The following is a 25,214-nucleotide window of genomic DNA, read 5'->3' as shown; positions in this document are numbered from 1 at the left end:
GTGAAAGCGACCAACGCCGGCAACGGCATGAACTTCGTCAAGCGGGCCGGTTCGAGCCTCCTCGCCGGCAGGTCCCGGACGGCCGGCCTGCTGGCGGTCTTCACCGTGATCTGCGCGCTGCTGCTGGGTGGTGTGCTGCTCCGGGACGCCGCCGCCCGTCACGTGGCGCAGGCGCAGCGGACCGTGGGCGTCGACGTGACAGTCAGGCAGAAGGGCCGCCTCACGCCGGCCCTCGCCGATCGCATCGGCGCCTCGGACCCGGTGCACCGCTACAACGCGGAGGTGCCGGTCCGCGGCTCGGCCCTCGGCTTCACCCCCCTCGCGCCCGCTTCACCCTCGGCTCCAGGGCCGGAGGCAGGGCCGGCGGGCGCGCTGAACGTCCGGGGCGTACGCGACTCCGAGATGCTGCTGCCCTTCTCGTACGGCTCGACGAGGATCACGGCGGGCCGCGGGATCGAGCCCCGGGACGCCGGGCGCGGCGTGGTGCTGGTCGAGCGGCGACTCGCCGCAAGGAACGGCCTGGCACCAGGCGACACCCTGCGGGTGCGGTCGGCGGACGGCCGGCGGACCCATGTGCTGACGGTCATCGGCGTCTTCCGGGACCCGACCCGGGATCCGACGGGCCCCAGGCCGTCGCACGAGCTCCCCGGCAACACCCTGTACGTGCCCGTGGGCACCGCCGAGCACTTGAGCGGCGGCGCCTCGACCACCGACGAGAAGGGCGACGGACGGAGCGACGGGAAGGGCGACGCAAACGGCAAGGGGGCGATCGGTGAGGCAGGCGACGGGACGGTCTCCGAGGCGGTCTTCCGGATCGGCTCACCGGACCGAGCGAAGCGGCTGCACGCGGAGGTCGGTCGGATCCTGGGCGGCGACTTCGAGTTCCGCGTCAACGACCGGGCCTACCGGGACCGGGTCCGGCCGGTGGAACGGGTCGGCGGCTTCGCGGGCCTGCTGGTCCGGGTGATCTCCGTGGCCGGGGCCCTGATCCTCGGGCTCGTGGTGACCCTCCGGATCCGCGAGCGGCGCGCCGAACTGGGGGTGCTGCTCGCGCTCGGCGAGCGGAAGTGGCGGCTCCTCGGGCAGCACGTGGTGGAGGTCGCGGCGGTGGCCGTACCGGCCGTCCTGCTCGCCGCCGTGGCCGCCTCACTCGCCGGGCCGTACGCCGGGCGAGCCCTCCTCGACGGCCCGGAGTCCGGCCCGGAGTCCGGCTCGGAGGCGGGGGCGGGGGCGAACCGCGACGGCGGCCCGCCGGAGCCCGGGCCGGGGCGGGCCGGCGGCTCCGGGACCGCGCCGCACCCGAAGCCTGAGCTGAATCCGGATGCGGATCCGGCTCAGGAGCCGCCCGCCGTGCGCGTGGACGCCGCCGCCGTGGGCGAGGTCGCCCTACTCGCCCTCGGCATCGCCCTCGTGTCGACGGTCGTCCCGGGCATCGGGATCCTCCGCCTGCACCCGCGCTCCCTCCTCACCGACACCGACTGAACCGGCCCGACTGAACCGGCCCGACCGCAGCGGCCCGACGCGCCGGCCGGATCGCGCTGACCCGTGCACCCCACCTGTGCACCCCACCCGACCACACCACCCGACCGATCCACCCCCTCCACCGAGAGAGCCGATCCGCATGAACTTCGTCAACCGCGCGGGCCTGAGCCTGTGGTCCCGCAAGGTCCGCACGGTGCTGACCCTCGCCCTCTTCCTCGTCATCTCCGCGATGGTGCTGGCCGGGATCCTCATCCGGGACGCGACCGCCGACGCCGAACGGCGCGCCGAACGCTCCGTGGGCGCCGAGATCGACCTCGACGTGGACCTGAGCGGACTGGGCGCCTCGGGGCAGCTCCAGGCCCCTCGGATCGACGCCGCGACCGTGGACCGGATCGGCGCCCTGCCCGAGGTCCGGAAGTACACCTACTCGATGTGGGACCGCGTCCTCCTCAAGGGGCGGTACGGGCTGGTCGGGGGCGGTCCGAAGGACCCGATGGGGCCGGGCGGCACCGCCGGGACGGGCGTACTCGACTCCTCCCTCCTCCCGGACTTCCGGAGCGGCAGGTTCACCCTGCTGTCCGGGAGGCACCTCACGGCCGCCGACAAGGACCGGCGCCTGCTCCTCGTCGAGGAGCGGCTCGCCGCCCGGAACGGCCTCAAGACCGGCGACCGGATCACTCTCACCGGCAACGACGAGAAGACGACGGCGGAGTTCACCGTGGCGGGCGTCTTCCGCGACCCCCGGCCCACGGCGGAGGCCGACCCCGAGTACGGGGTCAGCCCGGCGAACCTGCTGTACGGGACCGTCGGCGGCCTGTCCGCGCTCTCCTCCGCCGGCGGCGGCCCCTTGCAGGTGGGGAAGGCGACCTTCCTCCTCCGGGACGCCGAGGCCCAGGCCCCGTTCAAGGACAGAGCCGAAGAGATCGCCGGGCCCGCCCTCGACGGCTTCGTCCTGGACGCCAACGACAAGGCGTTGCGGCAGATGACGGGCCCGCTCACGAGCATCCGGGGCACGGCCACGGCGGCCATGTGGGCGTTGTGCCTGGCCGGGGCCGCCGTCCTGGCCCTGCTGGTGAACCTCGCGGTCAAGCAGCGGCGCGGCGAGTACGGGGTCCTGCTGGCCATGGGCGAGAAGAAGGGGCGGCTCATCGCGCAGCAGGCCCTGGAGACCCTGGTGGTGGCCGCACTCGCCGTCGGGTTGAGCGCCCTCTTCGCACCGCGGCTGACGCAGACCGTGGGCCAGGCGCTGCTGGGCCGGGAGGCCGCCGCGGCCGAGCGCGAGCTCGACTCCTGGCAACCGCCGGCTCCCGGCAGCACCGGCATCGACCAGGGCGTCGACCCTGCGGACCGGCCGGTGGAGAACGCCGACCCCATCGGCACGATGACGGTCGCCCTGGACCCGGCCGACCTGGCGGCGGTCACCGGCATCGGACTCGGTACCGGCCTCCTGGCCACCGCCCTCCCGGCCGCGTCCGTGCTGCGCCTCAACCCCCGCGCCCTCCTCACGAAAGGCAAGTGACCCCTCATGACCGGCACCTCCGCCGACCGCTCGGCCCACCCCACCGCACCCCTGCTGGAACTCGCCGGGGTCGGCCACACCTATACCGGGCAGCGCCGCAGGACCACCGTCCTCAGGAACATCGACTACACCTTCGAACGGGGCACCTTCTACTCCGTCCTGGGGCCCTCCGGCAGCGGCAAGACCACCCTGCTCGCCCTGGCGGGCGGCCTGGACACGCCCACCCAGGGCACCGTCCGCTTCCTCGGCCGGGACCTCACCCGGCTGGGCCTCGGCCGGTACCGCAACCGGCACGCGGCCACCGTCTTCCAGCAGTACAACCTCCTCACCTACATGACGGCCCTCCGGAACGTCACCACGGCCATGGAGATCACCGGCGCGCGGCCCGCGACCGGGACGCGGAAGGAACACGCCCTGCGCCTGTTGGCCGAGCTGGGCGTGGACGCGGCCACGGCCCGCCGGAACGTGCTCCGCCTCTCCGGCGGCCAGCAACAGCGGGTGGCCATCGCCCGCGCCCTCGCCTGCGACGTGGAACTCCTCTTCGCCGACGAACCCACCGGCAACCTCGACGAGGACACCGCCGCGGACATCATCGAGACCTTCCGCAGCCTCGCCCACGACCGGGGCACCTGCGTGGTCGTCGTCACCCACTCCCAGCAGCTGGCCGCCCGCTCCGACCGGATCCTGCACCTCCGCAAGGGCCGGCTCACCGAGCAGCCGGGCGGCGCCGGGCCGGCCCGGCTACCGTGAGGGAATGGACGATTCCCCCGAGGTGGACGCGTACCTGGCCGGGTTCGAGCCCCCGGTGCGGGAGGTACTGGAGCGGGTGCGCCGGGCCGTGCGCGCGGGGATGCCCGGCGGAACGGAGGCGGTGCGGTACGGGATGCCCGCCGTGATGCTGGACGGCCGCTACGGGCTGCACTTCGCGGGGTGGAAGCAGCACGTCGGGCTGTATCCGGTCCCGGTGTTCGACGGCCCGCTGGAGGAGGAGGTGGGCCCCTACCGTTCCGGCAAGGACGGGGTCCGCCTCCCGTACCGCCCGGGAGTCCCGTACCCGCTCGTCACCCGGATCGCCGAGGCGATCACCGCTCGGCGCGCCGCGGCGGGCTGACCGCTCCGGCACCGTCAGCGAGGCGGGCGGCGGGTCAGCCAGCCGTTCACGGCGAAACGGCCGTCCTCGGGGCGCCCTCCCGGGCACCGGACGGCGCGGGCCTCGTGCCAGGTGGTGGGCCGGAAGAAGAGGATGCTGTCGTGGTCGGGCCGGTGGTCCGCCCACGTCCGGTCCTCCCAGGTCAGCGGCCGGCCCCCGGGCCGCACGGCGGTGGCCCCGTCGTAGATCCGCAGCTCCCCGCCCTCGAAGGGGCGCGGAGTGCGGTGCAGGTAGTACACGAAGGTGAGGCGGCGGCGGGACGCGAAGTCGTAGGAGCCGACGTCCTGGTGGGTGCGGTAGAAGTCTCCGTCGTTGTGCACGTTCAGCCCGTACGCGATCTCGCTGTCGGGGCAGGAGACACCGAGGGCCTGTTCCACGGAGGGCAGCACCTCGTGGATGGCGATGAGGAGTTCGGGGGCCGTGAAGGTGCCGTCGGAGCGGGAGCGGCGGAAGGTGGGGACCACGTCGCCGTCGCGGATCGTGGACGCGTTCATGGCACCGGAGGCCGTGTCCATGGCCCGTTCCAGGATGCGTCCGGAGACCTCCGGTCCGAGGAGGTCCGTGATGCGGCAGACCGTGGTCGGCAGCCGCCAGACGGCGTCCCGGTGCACCGCGGAGCCCCGGCGGGGCTCGGCCACGACCGCCGACGGCGCCTCGCGCTCCGGCTCGGTCTCGGTCTCGATCTCCGTCTGCGTCTGCGTCTGCGTCTGCGTGGTCATGGGGTCCCGCCTCGGGTGGGGGCGGTGGCGGGCCGGTGTGGTGGTGAAGGGGGCGGGAGGGGCCGCGGGGGTGGCGGGACGTCCCGGAGCACGGGGGACGTCCCGCCACCCGACGGCCGGTCCCGTCCGGGCCCGGGCCAGGCACGGACGGGACCAGGTCGGGCGTGGCCGGGCCGCTCAGGGCCCGGCCACATCGGGTCGGGTCAGGTCAGGTTCAGGTCACTTGCAGAACGGGATCGGTGACTTGTCCATGACGTAGCGGGCCGGGACCCAACCGCGGTCCTCGGGCAGTCGGTACCAGAGGGAGTTGTCGCCGACCTTCTCGCCGTGGACCTTGCACTGGAGGGCCAGTACGGTGCCCGGCTGGAGCGTGCCGAGGGCCTTGTGCGAGCTCCTCGGTCCGGAGCGGACGGTCAGGGGCCCCTTCGAGACGACCTTCCCCTTGCCCTTCTCCTTGTCGTGGTCCTTCGAGCAGTTGCAGGTGCCCGGGTCTCCCTTCGGTCCCGCCGGTCCGGTGGGGCCCGTCGGGCCGGGGGCCCCGGTGGCGCCGGGTGTACCCGAGGGGCCGGGGAGTCCCGGCTGTCCGGGCAGTCCGTCCTTGCCGGGCTCGCCGGGCTGTCCGTCGGTGCCCGCGGGGCCGGGCGCGCCGTCCTGACCCGCCGGGCCGACCGGACCGGTGGGACCCGTGGGCCCGGTGGCTCCGGTGACGCCGGGCTGGCCGTCCTGTCCGGCAGGACCCTGCGGGCCGGGGGCTCCGTCCGTTCCCGGGAGGCCCGGCTCTCCGGGGTCGCCCTTCGGGCCGGGAGCGCCGTCGGCTCCGGTGGATCCGGGTGCGCCGGTCACACCGATGGGGCCCTGCGGGCCGGGGGCTCCGTCCTGTCCGGGTACGCCGTTGGTTCCGGGCGTTCCGTCCGAGCCGGGGACGCCGGGTGCGCCGTCGTCGCCCTTCACTCCGGTGGGGCCCGGAGGGCCGTCGGCCCCCGTCGGGCCGACCGGTCCGGGCGGACCGGGCTGACCCGTCGCGCCGGGCAGGCCGTCCTTGCCGGGGGTGCCGGGCGGGCCCTCGGGGCCGGGTGCGCCGGCGTCGCCCTTCTCGCCGGGCACGCCGTCGTCACCCTTCGAACCGGGCACACCGGGCGCGCCGGGCGTTCCGTCCGAGCCGTTGACGCCCGGCTGTCCGTCCGGCCCCGGCGGGCCGGGCACCGGGGTCGCCACGGCGAAGGACACGGGGGTGTCCGGATAGCCGGAGTCGATGGCCCATTCGCCGTTCTCCAGCGTCACGCCGTTCGGTGCGGCGGCGTCGACCGTCACCTTCACCGAGAGCTTGGTGCGCGTGTTCGCCGGGAAGACCGGTTCGGCGCCGACGGGGGCGGTACACGTCAACAGCCGATCGGCGTTCGAGAGGGCGCACGGCATCGGGCCGGCCACCCCGTTGACGTAGTACTGGCTCTCGGTGAACGTCGTCTGATCGGGCGCCGTGACGCGGAACGCCGAGACGGGGGCGTCGCCGACGCCGTTCGTGCCGATGATGAGGGTCTGACCGGACTGGCCAGGCTGGATCAACGGAACGTAGGGCTGGTCGAACCGCATGGTCGCGGCGTCCGCGAACGCCGGGGCGATCGGGGCGGCCATCGATCCGGTGACGAGCGCGACCACCATCACCGCGTACATCTGCCTTCGGGGCATGGCTCCTCTTCTCGTGCGGACTGCCGTGTCCGGCCGGTCCCGGGGTCGTGCGCGTCGCCGGCGCCCGCCGCCCGTTTCCGTCTGCCGGACCTGCTCGCCGAAGCGATGTCGAGCAGGCCAGAAAGATCTATACAGAAAGCCGGGCGGGGCATCCGCCAACACGCTCACGAATTCCGACAAAAGCCTCCCAAACCGGCTGGCACCCCTTCGGTTCCCGGTCAGGGCAAGGCATCCACGGAATTCAGGACGAATTCCGAATGCCCGGAGCGCGCCACCCCACCGAATGGAACAGAAAGCGAAGACGGCTATCCGGAAAAAGAAAGCGAATTCGCGGAGACGGCAGCCCGACGAAATTCCGTCGGGGGTGGTGGGTCGGGGGCGGGACGAGGACACCACCTTCCCCCACCTCGCCCGACCGACCCGACCAGCGGCGGGGAGCCGGGGACCGCACCCGACCCCCGCGGGTCCACCTCGTTCCCGCATCGGCGCCCGGCAGGACGACCGGAAACCGGTTCGCGCGGCCGCTTCCTGGCATCCTCGGGCCGGGAGCGTGCGGGTGTGGGTGGACGGGAGGGTCGATGGAGTCGGGTGGACTGGTCGAGGGGCTGCGTGACGCGCTGCGGGGGCTGGGGGACCCGGAGCGGGCCGAGCAGCAGCGGGCCTACCTGAAGAGCGGGATCGGACACCTGGGCGCACGGGTCCCGGACATGCGGCGGTGCGTGGTCGAGGTCCGGCGGGGACTCGGGCCGCTGCCCGCCGAGGAGGTGCGGGCGCTGGCGCGGGAGTTGTGGACCGTTCCGGAGGGGGCCTCCGAGCCGGTGTACGAGTTCCGGTGGGCGGCGGTGGAACTGCTGGTGCAGTACGCGAAGGCGCTGGACGCCGGGGACCTCGCCGAGGTGGAGGAGTTGCTGCGGGAATGCGGGACCTGGGCCCTGGTGGACCCCCTCGCGGTGCACTGCGCGGGTGCGGTCGCGCTGCGGGATCCGGCGGCGGGGACCGTGCTGGACCGGTGGGTCGGGGACGGGGACTTCTGGCTGCGGCGGTCGGCGGTGCTGGCCCTGCTGCCCGGGATCCGGGCCGGGCGCCCCGATACCGTGCGGCTCACCCGGTACGCGGACGCGCTGGTGGGCGAGCGGGAGTTCTTCCTGCGCAAGGCGCTCGGATGGGTGCTGCGCGAACTGTCCGTACGGGACCCGCGGTTCGTCAGGGACTGGCTGGACCGCCACGGCGCCGCCGTCGCCCCCCTCACCCGCCGCGAGGCCACCCGCCGGATGGACAACGGCGAGCGGTAGGCCAGCCGCACGCTCCGGGACCCTGCGTTCGAGAACACCGCGTTCACGAGCATCGCGTTCGAGGGCATTGCGTTCGAGGGCAGGGTCATTGCGCCGATCTCAAGGCCCTGAGCTGCGGAGGGGACCGTACGTGGCGTCGGACGCGTTGCCGCCGTAGCGAGACGGCACGTAGCGTCTCTCAGACAGCAACGGGTGGCGGGGCCCGGGTCCGGTCCACCGGCCCGCGCGCCCGCCGGTGAGGAGCCGTACGGATGCGCAGGATCGTCAATTCCACCTACCTCTCCCTGGACGGGGACATCGAGCGGGCCGACCAGTGGTCCTTCGACTACTGGAGCGAGGACTCGGAGCAGTACGCGGAGCGGTTGTCGTCCCGAGCGGACGCGTTGCTGATGGGGCGTGAGACGTACGTGGCGTTCGCGGCGGCCTGGTCCGCGCGGGCCGGGGCGGACGCGTTCGCGGACCGGATGAACTCGATCCCCAAGTACGTGGTCTCGGACACCCTGGAGGAGACCGGTTGGGGCGACACCACCGTCATCCCCCGGGACCGGGCCGTGCGGGAGCTCGCCCGCCTCAAGGAGGGGACGGGCGGGGACCTCCTCCAGTACGGCTTCGGTCCCGTCAGCGAGACCCTGCTGGACCACGGCCTCCTCGACGAGCTGCACTTCTGGGTGCACCCCGTGTTCGCCGGCGGCGGCACCCTGGGCTCGGACGGCTTCCGGCAGCGGCTGCGGCACACGGGGACCACGGTCACGGACAAGGGCGTGGTGGTGCTGAGGTACGAACCCGCACCACGCGTGCCCGCCGGCGAGGAGGAGCGGGAAGGGCCATCGGGAGGGGGTGCGGTGCGCGCCGCAGACGGGCGGTAGGCCGTTCGGGGGGCAGGGGGCGCGGGTGGGGGACGGCTTTCGGCGCGCCACGTGGGGCGCGGGGCGGATTGCCGCAGGATCACCGGCCCGGTCTGCCAGAATCGGCGCGCGGCCACGGCCCGGGCGCCCCGCGGGAGGCGCCGGTCCGGCTCCGGGGAGTTCACCCCGATGGCGCGCGACGCGCCCGGGAAACCACCCGTCCGCCTGAACCTCACCCCCCTTCCGGAGGACCACCATGACCGCAGCAACCCGTTCCGGTGCCCGGCGGCGCCGCCTGAGCGCCGCCGCCGCGGCCGTACTGGCCCTGGCCCTGTCCACGACGGCCTGCTCCTCCTTGGGCCGGACGGCGGTCGGGCCCGTGATGTACGAGTCGGCGGCCAAGACCTCCGAACACGCCACGGCCGACGTGCACGTCGAGGAGGGCGAGCAGTCCGTCGCGGTCGAGGAGGGCGCGGGTCACCTGGTCATCGACGACACCAGCCCCTCCGTGAAGGGCTGTCACAAGCTCGTGGAGGGCGCGAAGGTGGTGCAGAACGGGACGCTGATCGACATGCGCCTGTACCCGGACAAGGCGTGCAAGGGCCCCTTCACGTACCTGGCCACGACGCTGCAGGACCAGATCGCGCCGGGCGCGGGCCCGTGGCGCAGCTACACCTTCGTGCACTGACCCTGTCCCGGACGCTGTGCCGCGCGTCGGCACGGGCGCCGGCACGGGGGTGACGACGTGGACCGGCTCCGCCGCCGGGGTGGGACCGGGGCCGTGTCCGGTCAGGGGCCTCCCGGCGCCGGGGCCGCTGTCGTGTCGGCCGGTGAGGGGAGGGCCAGCAGCTCGGTGACGGCCCCGGCCGCGAGGCGGTGCCAGTCGCCGGCGCCCCGGAGCATGGCGTGGCCGCCACGGTCCATGCGCAAGGCCGTGGTCTCGGCGCCGACGGCACGGGCCCGGTCCAGGAAGGCCCAGGTGTCCGTGGCGTGGGTGACCCGGTCGACCGGATCGTGGAGGGCGATGATCCGGCGGCCCCGGAGGTGCTCGACGGGTTCTTCGGGCGGGCACCAGGGAGCGAGGGCCACGACCCCGCGGACCCCGGGCGCGCCGGCCGCGCGCAGCGCCGCCCGGCCCCCCATCGAGTGCCCGACCAGGACCACGGGCACCGGTCCGAGGGAATCCCGGAGTTCCTCCAGTGCCCGGAGGGCGTCTTCGGCCGCGTCCGCCCGACGGCCGTTCCAGCCCCGGTGCCGGTAGCGGACCCGTGCGAGGAGCACGTCCCGGCCCGCCGTGGCCCGTCGGACGGCGCGTTCGAAGGGCCGCATGCGCAGGCCGGGGAGGTTCAGGACGGACGGCGGCGGCTCGACTCCGTGCTCGCGGCCCCCGTGGAGCAGCAGGACCGCCGCGGCCGGTGTCCGCGGGGCGCGCGGGCCGGTGAGGAGCACCAGGGGACTCGGTCCCGCGGGCGCTCCCGTGCCCGCGACCTCGGGCGTCCCGGCACCGGTGCCCGTACCGGTGCCGGAATCGATACCGGTTTCACTGCCCGTGCCCGTACCCTTGGCCGGATCCGGAGCCGTCCGCGCGTCCGCTGTCACCTCGTGCCCCTGCCCATGCCCCTGCCCCACTGCCGGCCCTCCCTGCCGCCGGAGCACCGTGCGCGTCCGGCCCTCCCAGCCTACGCAACGGGTTCGGAGCGGGGAGCGGGCCGGATGGGTCGGGGGCGCCGTCAGTGCCGCAGGGGCACTGTGGCGTCACCTTCGGCGACGGCGTCGAGCAGTTCCTCGTGCAGCCGGGCCAGACCCGCCTCGGGGACCGGTACGGGGCTACCGGTGAGCGTGTACCACTCCCAGGCTCCCGCGTACTGCACGGAGACGGCCGCCGTGCCGTCGCCGAGCCGCTCCGTGGCCAGGGCCAGTTCACCGGTGATCGCGCCGACCTCGTCGGTCATCACCCCGCCGGGCCCGGCCGTGACGAAGCCGACGAGCCGGACGCCCTGCCGGGCCGGCCCGCGGACCGCGGAGGTGGCGGGGGCGGGGAAGGGCAGGAGGTCGGGAAGGGTCAGCCGGAGGGTGGGTGCGGATTCGGGCCGCGGCACGCCGTCGCGGAGCCGGCCACCGTCCGGGTTCGTGTCACGGGTCATGGCATGGGTCCTGTCCTGGGTCCTGTCATGGCTCATACCGTGCGGGTGCCCGGAATCGGCCGGCCCACACGCCGAACCCCCGGCGGGGCCCCGGACGGGATTCCACGACGGCAGGAATGCGCTGCGCCGTACGGGAGTTGGGGGTGACATGACTCAAGGTCCCGCACCGCGCATCCTGTCCGACGAAGCCCTCTCGACCTTGCTGGAGACGCAGCGCTTCGGCACTCTGGCCACGAACAAGCGGAGCGGCCATCCGCACCTGACCACCATGGCCTACAGCTGGGACCCGGCGGAGCGAGTGATCCGCTTCTCCACCACCGCCGACCGGGTGAAGGTCGGCCACCTCGGGCGGGATCCGCGTGCCGCCGTCCATGTGCCGGGTGGTGACGTGTGGTCCTTCGCCGTGGCCGAGGGGGAGGCCGAGCTCTCCGCCGTCAGCACCGAGCCCGGCGACGCGACCGGGCGGGAACTCCTCGCGATGATCCCCGACGCGGCGCGGCCCGAGGACACGGACGCCTTCCTCGCCGATCAGGTGGCCGAACGCCGGCTGGTCATCAGGCTGAAGGTCTCCCGCCTCTACGGAACGGCGCTCGACATCGAAGGCTGAGCGCCGCGCCTGCGGCGTCGACGGGTGGCACGGGTGCGAACCGCCCGCCGCGGCGTCTCACTGCCGTGCGGGGGAGGGGTCGGTGGCCAGGTAGGTGTCGGCGAGGGCCCGCGCCATGTCCGTGATCGCGTAGCGGCTCGCCACCGTTTCCCGGGCGGCCGTTCCCAGGAAGCGACGTCGCTCCTCTGGGAAGGCGGCGATCCTGTGGAGACCGGCCGCGAGACCGGCCGCAGTGGAGGTGTCCAGCAGGATCCCGTTGACTCCGTCGCGGAGGTAGTGCGGCACTCCCCCGCGGCGGGGTCCCGCGGCGGGCAGACCCGCCTCCATCGCCTCCAGGACGGCGATCCCGAACTCCTCCTTGGCGCTGGGGCAGACGTACCAGGCAGGTGCGCCCGCCACCGGATCGGCCAGGGCGTGCTCCAGCCGCCGGACGGTGCTGTTGGGCATGGCGGGCACCAGCGCCAGACGGCGTGCCGCGACGGAGTCGCGGTCGCGGAGCACGCGGTCGATGGCGGCACGCATCTGCCGCTCGTGGGGAGCCGCGGAGTCGCCGGGGGTCCCCCCGATCACGACGAGGGTCGTGGTGCGCCACAGTTCGGCGGTCAGCCACGTGCGCACCAGGAGGTCCTGCTGTTTGACGGGGTGCAGCCGGCCCACGCACAGGAGCAGGGGAAGGGAACGGTCTTCGGGGCACAGCGCGTCCACACGGCTGCCGTCCGCGAAGAGTCCGCCGAGCAGGCGGCGCCGCAGGTCTTCCTCCTGCCGGACCGGCGCATAGGGGGCGATGCCTTCCGGAGGGGCGGGTGGGCCCTCCACGCCGTACCGGGTGCGCAGGACCGGGAAGTAGCGGAGCAGATCGCGGGTACCCGTACGTCCCGGTATGGCCACGACGGTGTCGGCACGGGCCACCAGGCGGTCGGCGCAGAAGACCCGGTGGAGGTCGTCACGGAGGGCGTTCTCCGCGTGCGCGTCGCCGGCCGCCGCCTCGGCGTACTTGCGGACGAGGGTGCGGTGCGGATCGGGGGTGGCGGTGAAGAGGAGACGGGCCCGGACCCGGCTCGCCGCGTGGGCGAGGGCCAGGGCGGCGTCGTCCGCGTACCGCACGTGGACGATATCCGGCCGGAACGGTGAGGCGAAAAGGCGTTCGGCCCACCAGGCGAGTGCGGGCCGGTGGTCCGGCCACTCGTCCGGGCGGGGAGCCGTGGGGGCGTCGAGGGGCAGTCGCAACACCCAGTGGCCCGGACCGCGCCGCCGCAGGAGGCGGGCGTCCCGGGCGAGGGAGTCGCGGCCGGCGGTCACCACGGTGAGCACGCGACCGATGCCGTCGCGTGCGGCCAGCTCGTCCCCGAGGGCACCGAGCAGGACGGCCATGCCTCCGCTCGCGCCCTGGCCCGGGGTGTCGAGGTCGCCTTGCAGCATGGTCTGCGCGACGGTGACGCCGGGTCCGGCGCGGACGTCCTGCGGATCGGGGACGGGCGGGGCGAGAAGGAGCCTCTCGTAGGGGTCCTCGGCGGCGTCCGGAGCCGGCAGGTGGGACGCGCCGTCGGGCAGGAGGTGCAGGTAGCGCCACACCGCGTGACGCACTCGCCGGTCCGGGCTCGCCACTCGCCGCGCCGCTTCCGCCGCCGGGAGCGGACGCAAGCCCGTCGACGCGGCGCAGTCCAGCAAGAACGCGGTGCGGGAGGCGTCGGGCGCGGCGTACAACAGGTGGCGCAGGACCTCCTCGGCGTCGGCGGTCCCGTGGCGGCGGACCGTGTCGGGCCACATCTCCCGCAGGACCGAAGCCAACATCGGATGACGGTGGGCGTGGGCCAGGAGCGCTTCGGGGGTGAGGGTGACATCGAGGCGGCAGGCCCGGCGCAGCGAGGCGACGACGGCGTCCTCCCGGCTCGGGCGGGGCGCCGCACCGTGGGCCGCCAGGCGAAGGGGGCGAGGCCCGTACTCCGCGTCCAGGAGCACCCACGAGCCGTCGTCGCCGGGGCGATGCGGCGGCTCGCCGGGCTGTCCCTCCCGCGCGGGGGCTCCGTAGAAGGCCTCGCGGGCCGAGGCCAGCGGATCCGGACCCGCCGCGGTGGGGGCGGTGCGGGTACTCCCCCGCTCCGTCGTGAAATCGAACACGAGGACTCCCTCGTACAGACGTATGGCGACGCAGCAGATTCCGGTCACGACGTCACGGCGGATGCACAGACGGGAACGGCGCGGGCGGATGTCGCCCGGTGCATCCGCCGGCGGGAAGGGAACGGAAGCCCTGTACATGCCTCGGGTCGTCATCATCAGTCCTCCCTTCCGCTCGCACGCCGCCCCGCTGTCCGTGCTCGCGGCCGCGTTGCGGGAGCGCGGCGCCAACGTGTTCTTCGCCTGCACGGAGGCGTTCGAGGACCTCGCCGTGGAAACGGGCACCCGCTTCGTGCCCTTGGCCGTCACGCGCAACGCGAACACCGGTATCGCGGAGACCACGGCCCAGGAACGCGGTGAGGCCCTCCGGCTGGCGGAGTTCCTGGACGCCACGCGGCGGGGCGCGGTCCCTGCGCTGGTCCTCCAGGCCCGGCACCGCCGGGCGGACATGCTGGCCGAGCCCGAGGCCGTACTCGCGCGGCTGCGCGAGCTCGACGCACGCGTGCGGCCCGACTGGTACCTGGTCGACCAACTGGCGTACTCCGCGACGCTCGGCCTGCACTGTCTGCGGGCCCGGTACGCGACGTACTGTCCGGGGCATCCGACCTACGTTCCCGCGGCGCCCGGCCTCCTGTTCGGGGTCCCCTACGACTGGCCCGCCGCCGTGCGCCCGGACCCCAGCGCCCTGATCGGGCTCGAAGAGGCCGCGCGCGACAACGACCACGCCTTCACCGAACTCTTCGCGTCCTTCGTGCGCGCGAACGCCCCCGGGGCCCCCGTGCCGGGTCGCGCGTTCGCGCTCACGTCTCCGCACGCCGTCCTGTACGCGTACCCGCAGCTGCCCTGGCTCCCCCCGGTCCCGACCGGCCCGGAGCACGTCTTCGCCGGACACATGACCGGGAATCCCCCTCCTCTGGACCACACGTGGTCGCGGATCCTGAGTCGGCTGCGGCGGGCCGCGGACCGGGTCGTCCTCGTGGCGCTGGGCACCTTCCTGTCCGCACGCGACGACGTGCTGCGCACCGTCGTGTCCGGGACCCTCCGACAAGCGACCGGGACCGGCACCGCTGTGATCGTCGCGGCGGGCGGACGGACGGCGGCCCTCGCCGACCTCGCCGACGAGCGCGTCGTCATCGTGCCGTCCGTTCCCCAGCAGGCCCTTCTCCCGTACGTGGACGCGATGGTGCACCACGGCGGGAACAACTCCTTCACCGAGTGCCTGCGCTCCGGCGTGCCCGCACTGCTCCTCCCCTTCTCCAGCGACCAGTTCGCCATTGCACGGGACGCGGAACGCCTGGGCGTGGGACTCGTGCGCGACCCGAACGCACTGCGGCCCGACGACGTCCCGCAGGCGCTCGAAACGCTGCGCACCGTCATCGGCCCGGCAACGGCCGGTCGCTCTCGGGGCCTCGACGGTCTCGGGCCGGGCTACGCCGCGGCACGCCTCCTGGAGGTGATGGACCGGCAGGGTTCCGGGCGGCCGGCCGCGCCGGGCGGGGGCCGACCGCGTCCCTGAAGGCTCCCGCGGCATGGGCTCCGCCGCGACACGCGGTGGGTCGACCGGTCCGCGGGGGCGTCGGCTGGTGGAATGCCTTCCTGGGCCGGGTGGCCGATGGCCGGGAAGGGGTGTTCGGAGAGGGTGTCGGAGCGGAGGGCGCTGGAGGCGCGACTGCGTGCCGTGGAGGCGGCGCTCGACCGGATCGGGACCAGTACGGACGAGCGGCGGACCGCTCGGGAACTGGTGCGGTTCCTCGTGGTCGGCACGGACCGGCCCGGCGGTACGGACGGACCCGACGGGGCGGCCGGGCTGTGTGACGCGGCGGCCGTGGAGGCGGACGGGGGTGCCGGGCCCGAGCGGGTCGCGGCGGCCGGGGCCGTGGAGCTGCTGGAGGGGCCGGGCCCGGCGGCGGGCTCCGCGGTGTGGGGCTCCGACGACGGACAGCCGTTGCGGACGTGGACGGGCGGGGACCCGGCGAAGCCGGTGCACGGGGTCGTGGTGCCGCTGATCGGCGGTGCGGAGCCGCTCGGCCGACTGCTGGTCGTCCGGACCGGGCTCCCGTACGACGACCACGAGTTGGCGACCCTGCACTACGCGGCCCGGCTGGCCGGGGTCCACATCGGGTACGGGCGCCGGCTGGCGGCGGTGGAGGACACCGCCGCGGAGCTCCAGCGGGCCCTCGTCGCGGAGCCGGGGCGGCCGCACCCCAACCTGGAGATCGCCAGCCGCTACCTGCCGCTCGGCGGGCGGGCGTTGGTCGGCGGGGACTGGTTCGAGACGGTGCGGCTGCACTTCGGCCGGACCCTGCTGGTGATCGGCGATGTCATGGGGCACGGCATCGAGGCCGCCGTCGACATGAACGCCTACCGGGCCGTGCTGCGCGAGATCGCCTCCACCGACCTCGCCCCGCACCGGGTGCTGCGGCAGATGGACGCGTTGGCGGCCTCCGACGCGAACCGGCGTCCCGCCACCTGCCTGCTGGTGCGGATCGACCCGGCCCGGGGCACCGCCCTGTACGCGAGCGCCGGGCACCTGCCGCCCGTCCTGTTCGGCCGGGACGGACCGGGGCTGCTCCTCGACGTGCCCGTCGGACCGCCGCTGGGCACGGGCATCGGCGGGTACGAGGCCCTGGCCCGGCCGATCGACCCGGACCAGACCCTGCTGCTGTACACCGACGGGCTGGTGGAGCGGCGCGGCGAGGACATCGACGTCTCCTTGGCGCGGTTGACCCGGCTCCGTGTGGACGCCGGGGCCCCGCTGCCGGAGCTGGTGGACTCGGTGTGCGACGGGCTCGGGGTCCGCGCGGCCGAGGACGACGTCGCGGCGGTGGCCGCCCGGCCCCGCGCCCGGGGCCCGCACCGACCGGAGGACAGCGGGCCCGACCCCGGGTGACGGCACCCCGCCGGCCCGGTCGGGGCCGGTGCTGGAGTGCGGGGACCCGAGCGCTCCCCGCACTCCGCACCGGCCCCGCGCACCGCGCGGACCTGCCGACCGTACGGACCCGCGGGGGCCTCAGACCTTGCGCCAGCGGGCCATCGCCCAGGAGAACAGGCCGAAGAGGACCAGGCCGACGGCCACGGCGACCAGGAGCCAGGGGCCGGCCGGGGTGGCCGCGAAGGAGCGCAGGGTGGCGTCCACGCCCTTGGCCTGGTCGGGGTCGTAGCGGACGGCCGCGTAGATCACGAAGCCGCCCGCGGCGGCGAACACGGCGCCCCGGGACAGCCCGCCGACCACGCCGAGGACGTCCACGGCGGTGCGCCACCGGGCCGAGGACCCACTCATGTCCAGGTGCTTGCGGAAGCTGCGCTTCGCGGCCTTGACCGCGATGACGACGCCCGCGATGGCGATGGCCAGGCCGACGAGGCCCACCAGCCAGCGGCCGGCGGGGAGTTCCATGGCCTTGGCCGTGAAGTCGCGGGACTGCGCGTCCCCGGAGCCGCGGCCGGACCCGCCGCCCGATCCCCCGCCGCTGCCGCTGGTTTCGGCGGTGGCGAAGGCGAGGACGGAGAAGGCGGCCGAGGTGTAGAAGACGGCCCGGGCCCCTGCGGTCAGGCGCTTGAGGGGCTTGTCGCCGTCCGGTCCGGCCGCTCCGAAGACGGCCTCGGAGAGCCGCCACAGGACCATGCCGACCAGGCCCAGTCCGACCGCCCAGATCAGGACGGTGCCGCCGGGGGTCTCGTTCAGGGCCCTCAGGGCGCCCTGCCGGTCGGCTTCTTCGCCGCCCGATCCGAAGGCGATGCGGACGGCGAGGGCCCCGATGAGCACGTACAGCAACCCGCGGGCGGCGAGCCCGCTGCGGGCCGTGATCTCCCTGGCCCGACCGCCCCGGTCGGCGGACCGCAGTCCTTGGCGCGCCACCCGCGCCGCGCTTGCGCCGCTCATGGCTCAGGCCCCGTCCGTGAGGGCGGCGGCCGTCGGTATCGCGGCCGTCGGGGCGGGCTCCGGCCGGTGTCCGGCCGTGGGCCGGGGTCCGGGTCCGGAGGCGGCTCCGGGCTCCGGCGCGGCACCCGGTACGGGACCGGGCCGGTTTCTGACGGTCGGTACGGAATGCATGGGTGGGCTCCTCCCCGGCCTGCGGCGGCCGCCGCACTCCGCGGCCGGCCGGACCGGCAGGGCCGGTCACGGCGCGGGTACCCCCACCGGCCCGGGCCATGCGCCCGCAGGGCGGAGGCCGTGGGCCCGACCGCCGGGCTCCGGGGCGGGCGAGGGTCGAGGGCGGGTGAGGGGCAGGGCGGGTGAGCGGCAGGGCGGGGCTCACGGGCCGGCGAAGGCGAGCACGGTGTTGTGTCCGCCGAAGCCGAGGGAGTGGCTGAGGGCCAGCCCGATGCGCTGGGAGCGCGGCGCTCCGGCGACGAGGTCGAGGGCGGCGGCGGCCGGGTCGGGTGCGATGAGGTTGGCGGTGGGCGGTGCCTGGGAGCGGGCGATGGAGGTGACGGTGAGGGCGGCCTCGATGGCGCCCGCCGCGCCCATGGTGTGGCCGAGGGCTCCCTTCACGGAGGTGACGGAGGGGCCGTCCGGCCCGAACACCGACCGGATGGCGGCTGCTTCGGTCCGGTCGTTGAGGGGGGTGCTGGTGCCGTGGGCGTTGATGTGGTCCACGTCGGCGGGCGCGGCCCCCGCCGCCGCGAGAGCCCGTCCGACGGCGGTGCGCAGCCCGCGGCCCCCGGGGTCGGGTACGACGGGGTGGTGGGCGTCGCTGGTGGCGGCGTACGAGGAGAGCACGGCGAGCGGGCGGGCGCCGCGGGCGGCGGCGTGCGCGGGGCGTTCGAGGACGAGCAGCCCGGCGCCTTCGGCGAGGACGAAGCCGTCGCGGTCCTTGTCGAAGGGGCGGGAGGCGGCGGCGGGATCGTCGGTGCGGCGGGACAGGGCGCCCATCTTGGCGAAGGCGGCCGAGCAGAGCGGGGTGACCATGGCGTCGGTGCCGCCGGCGAGGGCGATGTCGCAGGCGCCGGAGGCGATGAGGAGGGCGGCGGTGATGACGGCGGTGGCGCCGGAGGCGCAGGCGGTGGAGGTGTGCAGGGCGGCGCCGGTGACGCCCAGGGCGAGGGCGAGATGGCCCGCGGCGGACAGGTTGGGCAGGTAGCCGGTGAGGGTGTGCGGGGAGAGGGCGGCGGGGCCGCCGTCGAGGAGCCGCCGGTGGGCGGCTTCGAGGGTTTCGATGCCGCCCGCGGCCGAGCCGACGACGACGGCCACCCGGTCCGGGTCCCAGTCCTCGGGCCGCAGTCCGGCCCGGCCGAGCGCTTCGTGCGCGGCGGCGGCCAGCAGTTGGGTGCTGCGGTCGTACCGCCAGGGTTGGGCGAGCCCGGAGTCCTTCGCTTCGAAGGCGGGGACGCGGCAGGACAGCGGGAGCGGGGTGCCGTCGAGGGCCGGGTCGAGGCGGGCCGCGGACCGGCCCCGGCACAGGAACTCCCAGGTGGCGTCGGTGCCGTTGCCACCGGGAGAGACGATGCCGGTGCCGGTCACGGCCAGGGGGGCGGCGGCGGGCAGGTTCACGAACCGGCCCCGTGGTGCCCGGTGTCCCGCTGCCCGGCCCGGTCGGACAGCAGTCCGGTGAGGGTGCTGCCCAGTTCCCCCACGGTGATCTCGGGGCCCGCCGCGCTGTCGTCCAGTGGCACGGCCCAGTGGTCCTGGAGGGTGACGTACAGCTCGATGATGGCCAGCGAGTCCATGCCGAGCTCGCCCAAGGTGGCTTCGGGGGACAGCTGGTCGGCGGGGATCTCGAACTTCTCGGTGAGGGTGGTCAGGAGGTGGGTGCGGGGGGAGGGAGTGGAGGTTTCCATGACGTGCTGCTCCTGTGCGCGTGGTTGTTCGACGGGTCGGGTGCCGTGCTCCCCGGGAATCGGGGTCTCACGTGTGTCGGTGGTCGTCAGGTGTCGGTGGTCGTCAGGTTTCCGGTGGGGTCAGGTGTCGGTGGCGGGTGGTTGTTCGACGGGGAGCCGGTGGGGGACGGCGGTGGGCCAGGTCAGGGCGATCGAGCCCCAGGTGAGGCCGCCGCCGAAGGCGGTGAGGAGGGTCCGGGCGCCGGGGCGGACCGCGGCGTGCACCTCCGGGTCGGCCATCACGAGCGGGATGGACGCGGCGGCGGTGTTGCCGAGCCGGTCGATGTTGCCGAACCGGTTCCGGTCCCCGATGCCGAGCCGGTCGGCCACCGAGTCGAGGATCCGCTGGTTGGCCTGGTGGGCGACGAAGGCTTCGACGGTCCCGGCGGGCCAACCCGCGAGGTCGAGGACGGTGCGCGCGGAGCCGGTCATGCGGCGGACGGCGTGCGCGTACACCTCGCGGCCGCGCATCCGGAAGGAGTGGGGTTCCCGGAGGGGTTGCGGCAGCCGGGCGGGGTGGCGGGAGCCGCCGCCGGGGACGGTGATCAGCTCCTCCCCTGAGCCGTCGGAGCCGAGTGCGGCGTGCAGGACGGAGCCGGGGGCGTCGGCCGGTCCGGGGGTGAGGACCACGGCGGCCGCCCCGTCCCCGAACAGGGCGGCGGTGTCGCGGTCGTGGGGGTCGATGATGGCGGAGTAGGTGTCGGCGCCGATGACCAGGGGCGTACGGCAGACCCCGGCGCGGAGCAGGGCGGTGGCGGTGACCAGTCCGTAGAGGAACCCGGAGCAGACGGCCGCGAGGTCGAAGGCGGGGACCTCCCCGAGGCCGAGCCGGTGGGCGACGGCGGGGGCGGTGGCCGGGCAGGGGCGGTCGGGGGTGGTGGTCGCGAGGAGGACGAGGTCGGGGCGCAGGCCCGCGGAGGTCATGGCGGCCCGGCCGGCCGCGGTGGCGAGGTCTCCGGTGGCGGTGCCGGGGGTGACCCGTCTGCGCCGGGTGATGCCGGTGCGGGTGCGGATCCACTCGTCGGTGGTGTCGAGGGCGCCGGTGCGGATGACCTCGTCGTTGTCGAGGCTGTGCGCGGGGAGGCAGGATCCGATGCCGGTGATCACGGCGGTGGGGCCGGCGGATCCGGTGGCGGGCGCGGTCGGCGAGGAGGCGGGTGCGGTCGGGGTCGGCGAGGAGGCGGGCGGGGTCGGGGTCACGGGGCGGTGAAGGGGGACGGGGGCTTGGGGATGCCGGCGAGACCGCCGTCGGGGACGCTGAGCCCGCCGTCGAGGACGAGCGCGTGACCGGTCATGTAGGAGGAGGCGGCCGAGGCCAGGAAGAGCGCGGCCCGGGCCACGTCCGCCGGTTCTCCCCAACGCCCCATCGGCACGTGGCTCATGAGCCAGTCGGACACGGGGGCCGCGTCGGCGGCGAAGCCGGTCATGTCGGTGCGGATCCAGCCGGGGCAGAGGACGTTGACCCTGATGCCCTGCCGGGCCCAGGCCACGGCGAGGCTGCGGCCGAGGGAGACCTGCGCGGCTTTGGAGGCGGCGTACGCCTCCATCATCGGGGTGCCGATGAGGCCCGCGACGGAGGACATGAGGACCAGGGCCGCCCGGGGGGAGGCCGCCAGGTGCGGGTGCGCGGCGCGGCAGAGTTCGGCGGTCGCGTTGAGGTTGACCGACAGGACGGTCTCCCACTGGGCCTGGTCGGAGGTGTGGAAGGGGGCGACGACGGGGGTGGCGTCGGCGGCCGTCGGGAGGGTGCCCGCGTTGTGGACGAGGACGTCCAGGCCGCCGAGGGCGTGGGCGGCCCGTTCGGCGAGGTCGGCGGCGGCGCCGCGCTCGCCGAGGTCGGCGGCGAGGCCGACGGCCTTGCGGCCCATCCCCTCGACCGCGTCCAGGGTGGCGGCGAGGGCCCCGGTGGTGCGGGCGCTCAGGACCAGGTCGCAGCCCGCCGCGGCCAGGGTCTCGGCGCAGGCCCGGCCGATGCCCCGGGAGGCCCCGGTGACCAGGGCGCGGGCGCCGTCGAGGCGGAACGCCTCGGGGAGGGTGAACAGGGCCTCCTCGGGGGCGGCCGGGCGGGGGACGGTGGGGGCGGAGCGGGTGGTGCTCATGTGCGGGAGTTCTCCGTTCCGGGGGCGGTGGGGCCGAACGTGGTGGACGTGGTGGACGTGGTGGACGTGGAGGCGAACGTCGTGGTCGGGGGCGGCGGTGCGACGGCGCCGAGGAGGGAGGACGGGAGGGGGACGGCCGGAGCCTGGGCGAGGGCCGGAGCGCCGGGTCGGAACGGGCCGGTGGCGTGGGGCGGACCGGCCGCGTGCGCCGGGGCGGTGGCCGCTCCGGGAACCCGTGCGGGGGCCGGCGGGCGCCGTGCGGCGGGCACCCGGGCGGGATCGGGCCCCGCGGGGGCGGTGGGGACGTACCCGGCGGGGCGGGCGTGCGGGGCCGCGGGTCGGTCCGCGCCGCCGGTTCCGTCGCGGGGTGCCGCGACCGCGTGGGCATCGGCGGCCGGTCGGATGCGGATCGCGGAACCGCCGCTCCAGGTGAGCAGGGCGCTGCCCCAGGTCATGCCCGCGCCGAACACCACGACCAGGACGCGGTCGCCGGGGCGGAGGGCGCCCCGGGCGGCGGCCGTGGTGAGGGCGTACGGGGCGCTGGCGGCGCCGATGTTGCCCACTTCGTCGCCGACGATCACTAGTTTGTCCTCGGGGATGCCCATGCCGCGTCCGAGCCCGTGGAGGAGGACCGGGTTGGGCTGGTGGGCGATCACGCAGTCGATGTCGTCGAGGGTGAGCCGGTTGCGGGCCAGGGCCTCCCGTACGAGGCGGGGGAAGGTGTCGCGGATGAAGCGGCTGACCACGCGGCCGTCCATGTGGATGCGGTGGCTGCCGTCGGCGAGGGTGCGGGCGCTCGCGGGCCGCCGGCTGCCGCCGCCGGGGATGAGGACGCTGCCGGCGAGGGAGCCGTCCGAGCCGAGGTCGAAGTCGGTGAAGCCGTGTCCGTCGGGGACGGGCCCGAGGACGGTGGCGGCGGCGCCGTCGGCGAAGAGGACGGAGGTGCCGCGGTCGGTGGTGTCGAGGAATTTGGAGTAGGCCTCCACGCCGACGACGGCGGCGTAGCGGCCGCCGCCGTCGGCGCGGAGCCAGTCGTGGGCCACCTTGACGGCGAACAGCCAGCCCGAGCAGGCGGCGCTGACGTCGAGGGCGACGGCGTGGACGGCGCCGGTGAGGTGTTGGACGCGGCAGGCGGTGGAGGGGCCCAGTTCGTCGGGGGTGGAGGAGGCGCACACGAGGAGGCCGAGGTCGGCGGCGTCGAGTCCGGCGGCGGCGAGGGCGGCCCGGACCGCGGCGGCGGCGAGGTCGGAGGCGGCCTGGTCGGGGGAGGCGGTGTGGCGGGCGCGGACCCCGGTGCGTTCGACGATCCACTGTTCGGTGACCCCGGTGGCCTCGGCGACCTCACGGTTCCCCCGGATCCGGTCGGGGAGGTAGCTGCCGGCGCCGCGGATGCCGATGCGGTGTCCGGTGGAGGCCGGGCCGGCACCGGCCCCGGTCCGGGAGCCGGACGGCGGGGGCTCGGTGAGCGGGGTGTCGGGGGCCGGGGTGTCGGGGGCCGGGGTCTCGGACACCGCGGTCTCGGACACAGGGGTGTCGGGGATCGGGGTGTCGGGGATCGGGTCGTGCGCTCCGGTGGCGGTGGTCGCGGCGTTCACGAGGCGTCTCCGCTCTGCCAGGTCAGGGTGGCGGTGAGGGCCCGGTGATAGTCGGGGCGGGCCATCGGGGCGCCCACCAGGTCGTCCGGGAAGCCGAACGCCGCTTCCAGTGCGGGCAGGTGCGGGAGGATCCGGTCGCAGAGCCGGTCCACGGCGGCGGGCAGGGCCCGTACGGTCTCCGCGTCGAGGGTGCCCGCGGCGAGCAGGGAGCCGGACCAGCGCTGTGCGGCGCGCACCCCGCCGAGCGCGGCCAGGGCCTCCAGGGCGTCCCGGGGGACGGTGGTGTCGCCGTGCGCGTCCGGGCCGTGGAGGTCCGTGCCGTCCAGGTCAGGGCCGTCCAGGGCGCGGACCACGTCGTCGGCGGCGAGGCATTCGGCGTACAGGGCGCCGAGTTCGCCCGCGGCGTCCAGCAGGGGGTTCCACACCTCGAACTCGTCGAGTCCGGCGGCGCTCCGGCGGTCGCGGCCCGCGCGGAGCTGCCGGGTGAGGCGGTCGCGGTGGACGTGGGCGGTCCGCTGCCACCAGCGGGCTCCGGCCGGGTACGGGTCGCCGGGGGCGGTGCGTTCGGCGGGGCGGGGGCGGGGCGGCCGGTCGGCGGCGAGGGCGCGGCCGAGGTCGTAGAAGATGAGCCGGCTGTCGCCGCCCGCGGGTTCGAGGGCGCTGAGGAAGCCGTGGTAGTCGGCGAGGCGGTTGACGTCGAGGTGGCCGGAGAAGCCGGTGTGCGAACGGCAGGTGGCGACCACGCGGAGGGCGGCGCGCACCGTGTGGGCCTTGTACGCGGACAGGGGTCTGCTGACGGCCGTCCACGGGGCGAAGCCGCCGGCGTCCGGGGGCGCACCGGTGGTCGCGGGGGCGGTGGCCCCGGGAGTGGTGGGGGTGTCGCGGGGCGGTTCCGTCGCCGGCGCCGGGACCGCGGTGCGGACGGTGCGCGCGAGCAGGGTGCGGGCGCGGGCCGCCGCGCAGGTGAGGGCGAAGGATTCGGCGAGGGAGCCGAGGACGGCGTGCTGCTGGCTGCGGTAGTCGAGCAGGGGGCGGCCGGGTGCCATCCGGGCCTGGGTGCGGCGGTCGCGGGCGTAGCGGACGGCGAGCACGGAGGCGAGGCGGGCGATGCCGGCGGCGGCGGACGGCAGGGTGCCCCACAGGTCCTGGCCGGGGCGCAGGGTGCGTTGGAGGCGGGTGTCGGCGCTGCCGAGCGGGTCGTGGAGGGTGCCGTCGGCGGCGGCGGACGCGGTGTCCCGGAGCCAGCGGTCGTACGGCACGCGGGCGCCGGTGAAGCGGACCTGCGCGTACTCCAGGGGGAGGGCGCCCACGGTCAGCGGGGAGGACACCTCGACGCCGGGGAGGGGTCCCTCGCCGTGGGTGAGGTCGAGGAGGAAGGGGAAGACGCCTCCCTCCTGTCCGTCGGCGGCGACGGCGCGGGCGAGGACGGCGACGGTGCGGGGGCCGTCCTGGGTGCTCATTCCGCAGAACTTGGCGGCCGTCTCGTCGGGGGTGGTGAGGACGAACTCCCTGGTGCGGGGGTCGAAGACGGCGCGGGTGCGGGTCGCGAGGTGGCTGTTGGCCTGCCCGGCCTCCGTGATGAGGTATCCGCCCCGGGCCGCGAGGGTCTCCAGGGCCTGGAACTCCTTGTCGAGGGCGGCGTGTTCGGGCGCGAGGTGGGCCATGGAGCCGAGGCAGAGCACCGTGTGGGTGATGAAGGCCATGCAGAGCGGGGGGTCCGCGACGGCGGTCCAGGCCAGCAGGGCGGCCAGCCGGTCGGGGTCGCGGAGCAGGTGCCGGGCGGGCGGCAGGGCTCCGGCGAGGAGACGCATCCGGGCGGTGACGGCCCGCTCGCGGGCGGGGCCGTCGGACGGCGGGGGCTCCGTGGGGGTGGGTGCGCCCGGTGTTGGGGCGACGGGCCCGGTCAGGGCGCTGTGCAGGGCGTGCAGGTAGTCGGGCGGGCAGGATCCGTGGACGAGCCGGCGCAGGCCGCTCGGGTCGACTTCGGCGCGGGCGGCGACTTCAGGGGGCATCAGGGACTCCGCGGTGCGGGCGTGCGGGCGCTCGGGCCCGACGGTCGGGACGGACGGGAGGCGGGACGGAGGGGGATTCGGGTGCGGGACGGCGGCGGGGCGCGGGCCGCGGGCGGGGGCCGCGCGGCAACG

21 protein-coding genes and 1 pseudogene are annotated in these 25,214 nt (G+C 75.5%); 10 read left to right on the top strand and 12 right to left on the bottom strand.

Annotated elements, in window-relative coordinates; genetic code table 11:
- The 4 genes from ABTZ17_RS03085 to ABTZ17_RS03070 all read left to right on the top strand — a co-directional run bounded on the left by ABTZ17_RS03085 (window position 1) and on the right by ABTZ17_RS03070 (window position 4,112).
- Window positions 1-1,482, top strand: coding sequence for an ABC transporter permease (locus ABTZ17_RS03085; RefSeq protein WP_352193729.1), 1,482 nt, complete (start codon window positions 1-3; stop codon window positions 1,480-1,482).
- Between the two features lie 139 nt (window positions 1,483-1,621).
- Window positions 1,622-3,001: an ABC transporter permease gene (locus ABTZ17_RS03080; RefSeq protein WP_352193728.1), complete on the top strand. Its 1,380-nt coding sequence runs from the start codon at window positions 1,622-1,624 to the stop codon at window positions 2,999-3,001.
- Window positions 3,002-3,007: 6 nt separating this feature from the next.
- Window positions 3,008-3,751, top strand: a complete 744-nt coding sequence (locus ABTZ17_RS03075) for an ABC transporter ATP-binding protein (RefSeq protein ID WP_352193727.1) — start codon at window positions 3,008-3,010, stop codon at window positions 3,749-3,751.
- 4 nt (window positions 3,752-3,755) lie between these two features.
- Entirely contained in the window at window positions 3,756-4,112 is a 357-nt protein-coding gene (locus tag ABTZ17_RS03070; protein ID WP_352193726.1) for an iron chaperone, read from the top strand.
- A gap of 14 nt (window positions 4,113-4,126) precedes the next feature.
- On the opposite strand, the gene ABTZ17_RS03065 is transcribed toward ABTZ17_RS03070, so the two are convergent.
- Window positions 4,127-4,870: a 2OG-Fe(II) oxygenase gene (locus tag ABTZ17_RS03065; RefSeq protein WP_352193725.1), complete on the bottom strand. Its 744-nt coding sequence runs from the start codon at window positions 4,868-4,870 to the stop codon at window positions 4,127-4,129.
- 219 nt (window positions 4,871-5,089) lie between these two features.
- The gene (locus ABTZ17_RS03060; protein ID WP_352193724.1) at window positions 5,090-6,556 is read right to left on the bottom strand and encodes an SH3 domain-containing protein; all 1,467 of its coding nucleotides are present in this window, start codon (window positions 6,554-6,556) and stop codon (window positions 5,090-5,092) included.
- A 578-nt stretch (window positions 6,557-7,134) separates the two neighbouring features.
- Between ABTZ17_RS03060 and ABTZ17_RS03055 the strand changes: the two genes are divergently transcribed.
- From ABTZ17_RS03055 to ABTZ17_RS03045, 3 genes are all read left to right on the top strand, one after another.
- Window positions 7,135-7,848 carry a DNA alkylation repair protein gene (locus ABTZ17_RS03055; RefSeq protein WP_352193723.1) on the top strand — a complete coding sequence of 238 codons (714 nt, stop codon included), beginning with the start codon at window positions 7,135-7,137 and terminating at the stop codon, window positions 7,846-7,848.
- A 251-nt stretch (window positions 7,849-8,099) separates the two neighbouring features.
- A complete protein-coding gene (locus ABTZ17_RS03050; protein WP_352193722.1) occupies window positions 8,100-8,714 on the top strand; it encodes a dihydrofolate reductase family protein in 615 nt (204 codons plus the stop codon).
- A gap of 235 nt (window positions 8,715-8,949) precedes the next feature.
- Window positions 8,950-9,381: a hypothetical protein gene (locus ABTZ17_RS03045; RefSeq protein ID WP_352193721.1), complete on the top strand. Its 432-nt coding sequence runs from the start codon at window positions 8,950-8,952 to the stop codon at window positions 9,379-9,381.
- A 101-nt stretch (window positions 9,382-9,482) separates the two neighbouring features.
- On the opposite strand, the gene ABTZ17_RS03040 is transcribed toward ABTZ17_RS03045, so the two are convergent.
- Window positions 9,483-10,145 carry an alpha/beta fold hydrolase gene (locus ABTZ17_RS03040; RefSeq protein ID WP_352193770.1) on the bottom strand — a complete coding sequence of 221 codons (663 nt, stop codon included), beginning with the start codon at window positions 10,143-10,145 and terminating at the stop codon, window positions 9,483-9,485.
- A 278-nt stretch (window positions 10,146-10,423) separates the two neighbouring features.
- On the bottom strand, window positions 10,424-10,837 hold the full coding sequence (locus tag ABTZ17_RS03035; RefSeq protein ID WP_352193720.1) for a hypothetical protein: 414 nt from the start codon (window positions 10,835-10,837) through the stop codon (window positions 10,424-10,426).
- Window positions 10,838-10,985: 148 nt separating this feature from the next.
- On the opposite strand from ABTZ17_RS03035, the gene ABTZ17_RS03030 reads away from it, so the two are divergent.
- Complete coding sequence (locus tag ABTZ17_RS03030) at window positions 10,986-11,444, top strand: TIGR03618 family F420-dependent PPOX class oxidoreductase (protein ID WP_352193719.1); 459 nt, start codon at window positions 10,986-10,988, stop codon at window positions 11,442-11,444.
- 57 nt (window positions 11,445-11,501) lie between these two features.
- On the opposite strand, the gene ABTZ17_RS03025 is transcribed toward ABTZ17_RS03030, so the two are convergent.
- Window positions 11,502-13,562, bottom strand: a complete 2,061-nt coding sequence (locus ABTZ17_RS03025; protein WP_352193718.1) for a glycosyltransferase — start codon at window positions 13,560-13,562, stop codon at window positions 11,502-11,504.
- Window positions 13,563-13,698: 136 nt separating this feature from the next.
- Here ABTZ17_RS03025 and ABTZ17_RS03020 point away from each other — a divergent pair, with 136 nt between their 5' ends.
- Window positions 13,699-15,075: a glycosyltransferase gene (locus ABTZ17_RS03020; protein ID WP_352193717.1), complete on the top strand. Its 1,377-nt coding sequence runs from the start codon at window positions 13,699-13,701 to the stop codon at window positions 15,073-15,075.
- 123 nt (window positions 15,076-15,198) lie between these two features.
- Window positions 15,199-16,449: a PP2C family protein-serine/threonine phosphatase gene (locus ABTZ17_RS03015; protein ID WP_352193716.1), complete on the top strand. Its 1,251-nt coding sequence runs from the start codon at window positions 15,199-15,201 to the stop codon at window positions 16,447-16,449.
- Window positions 16,450-16,569: 120 nt separating this feature from the next.
- Here the strand turns inward: ABTZ17_RS03015 and ABTZ17_RS03010 are convergent, their stop codons facing one another.
- The 7 genes and pseudogenes from ABTZ17_RS03010 to ABTZ17_RS02980 form a co-directional block, all read right to left on the bottom strand.
- Window positions 16,570-17,439, bottom strand: coding sequence for a DUF1206 domain-containing protein (locus tag ABTZ17_RS03010; RefSeq protein ID WP_352193715.1), 870 nt, complete (start codon window positions 17,437-17,439; stop codon window positions 16,570-16,572).
- A gap of 372 nt (window positions 17,440-17,811) precedes the next feature.
- Entirely contained in the window at window positions 17,812-19,050 is a 1,239-nt protein-coding gene (locus ABTZ17_RS03005; protein ID WP_502994580.1) for a beta-ketoacyl-[acyl-carrier-protein] synthase family protein, read from the bottom strand.
- Window positions 19,047-19,337, bottom strand: coding sequence for an acyl carrier protein (locus tag ABTZ17_RS03000; protein ID WP_352193714.1), 291 nt, complete (start codon window positions 19,335-19,337; stop codon window positions 19,047-19,049). Before ABTZ17_RS03000 ends, ABTZ17_RS03005 begins: the two co-directional genes overlap by 4 nt.
- A 120-nt stretch (window positions 19,338-19,457) precedes the next feature.
- The gene (locus ABTZ17_RS02995; protein WP_352193768.1) at window positions 19,458-20,483 is read right to left on the bottom strand and encodes a beta-ketoacyl-ACP synthase 3; all 1,026 of its coding nucleotides are present in this window, start codon (window positions 20,481-20,483) and stop codon (window positions 19,458-19,460) included.
- 89 nt (window positions 20,484-20,572) lie between these two features.
- The gene (locus ABTZ17_RS02990; RefSeq protein WP_352193713.1) at window positions 20,573-21,475 is read right to left on the bottom strand and encodes an SDR family NAD(P)-dependent oxidoreductase; all 903 of its coding nucleotides are present in this window, start codon (window positions 21,473-21,475) and stop codon (window positions 20,573-20,575) included.
- Between the two features lie 365 nt (window positions 21,476-21,840).
- Window positions 21,841-22,866: pseudogene (locus tag ABTZ17_RS02985) on the bottom strand (3-oxoacyl-ACP synthase III family protein); the annotation flags it as partial.
- Between the two features lie 200 nt (window positions 22,867-23,066).
- Complete coding sequence (locus tag ABTZ17_RS02980) at window positions 23,067-25,082, bottom strand: acyl-CoA dehydrogenase (RefSeq protein WP_352193712.1); 2,016 nt, start codon at window positions 25,080-25,082, stop codon at window positions 23,067-23,069.
- Between the last annotated feature and the right edge of the window lie 132 nt (window positions 25,083-25,214).

It is taken from the genome of Streptomyces sp. NPDC097619, from assembly GCF_040302735.1.
Classification (GTDB): domain Bacteria; phylum Actinomycetota; class Actinomycetes; order Streptomycetales; family Streptomycetaceae; genus Streptomyces.
This window is presented reverse-complemented; position numbering and strand designations above follow the sequence as displayed.

What these genes read in the sequence shown, in the direction of transcription:
- ABTZ17_RS03080 (WP_352193728.1), top strand. Translation starts at nt 1,622, where the DNA reads ATGAACTTCGTCAACCGCGCGGGCCTGAGCCTGTGGTCCCGCAAGGTC.
- ABTZ17_RS03075 (WP_352193727.1), top strand. Translation starts at nt 3,008, where the DNA reads ATGACCGGCACCTCCGCCGACCGCTCGGCCCACCCCACCGCACCCCTG.
- ABTZ17_RS03070 (WP_352193726.1), top strand. Translation starts at nt 3,756, where the DNA reads ATGGACGATTCCCCCGAGGTGGACGCGTACCTGGCCGGGTTCGAGCCC.
- ABTZ17_RS03065 (WP_352193725.1), bottom strand. Translation starts at nt 4,870, where the DNA reads ATGACCACGCAGACGCAGACGCAGACGCAGACGGAGATCGAGACCGAG.
- ABTZ17_RS03060 (WP_352193724.1), bottom strand. Translation starts at nt 6,556, where the DNA reads ATGCCCCGAAGGCAGATGTACGCGGTGATGGTGGTCGCGCTCGTCACC.
- ABTZ17_RS03055 (WP_352193723.1), top strand. Translation starts at nt 7,135, where the DNA reads ATGGAGTCGGGTGGACTGGTCGAGGGGCTGCGTGACGCGCTGCGGGGG.
- ABTZ17_RS03050 (WP_352193722.1), top strand. Translation starts at nt 8,100, where the DNA reads ATGCGCAGGATCGTCAATTCCACCTACCTCTCCCTGGACGGGGACATC.
- ABTZ17_RS03045 (WP_352193721.1), top strand. Translation starts at nt 8,950, where the DNA reads ATGACCGCAGCAACCCGTTCCGGTGCCCGGCGGCGCCGCCTGAGCGCC.
- ABTZ17_RS03035 (WP_352193720.1), bottom strand. Translation starts at nt 10,837, where the DNA reads ATGACCCGTGACACGAACCCGGACGGTGGCCGGCTCCGCGACGGCGTG.
- ABTZ17_RS03030 (WP_352193719.1), top strand. Translation starts at nt 10,986, where the DNA reads ATGACTCAAGGTCCCGCACCGCGCATCCTGTCCGACGAAGCCCTCTCG.
- ABTZ17_RS03020 (WP_352193717.1), top strand. Translation starts at nt 13,699, where the DNA reads ATGCCTCGGGTCGTCATCATCAGTCCTCCCTTCCGCTCGCACGCCGCC.
- ABTZ17_RS03010 (WP_352193715.1), bottom strand. Translation starts at nt 17,439, where the DNA reads ATGAGCGGCGCAAGCGCGGCGCGGGTGGCGCGCCAAGGACTGCGGTCC.
- ABTZ17_RS03000 (WP_352193714.1), bottom strand. Translation starts at nt 19,337, where the DNA reads ATGGAAACCTCCACTCCCTCCCCCCGCACCCACCTCCTGACCACCCTC.
- ABTZ17_RS02990 (WP_352193713.1), bottom strand. Translation starts at nt 21,475, where the DNA reads ATGAGCACCACCCGCTCCGCCCCCACCGTCCCCCGCCCGGCCGCCCCC.
- ABTZ17_RS02980 (WP_352193712.1), bottom strand. Translation starts at nt 25,082, where the DNA reads ATGCCCCCTGAAGTCGCCGCCCGCGCCGAAGTCGACCCGAGCGGCCTG.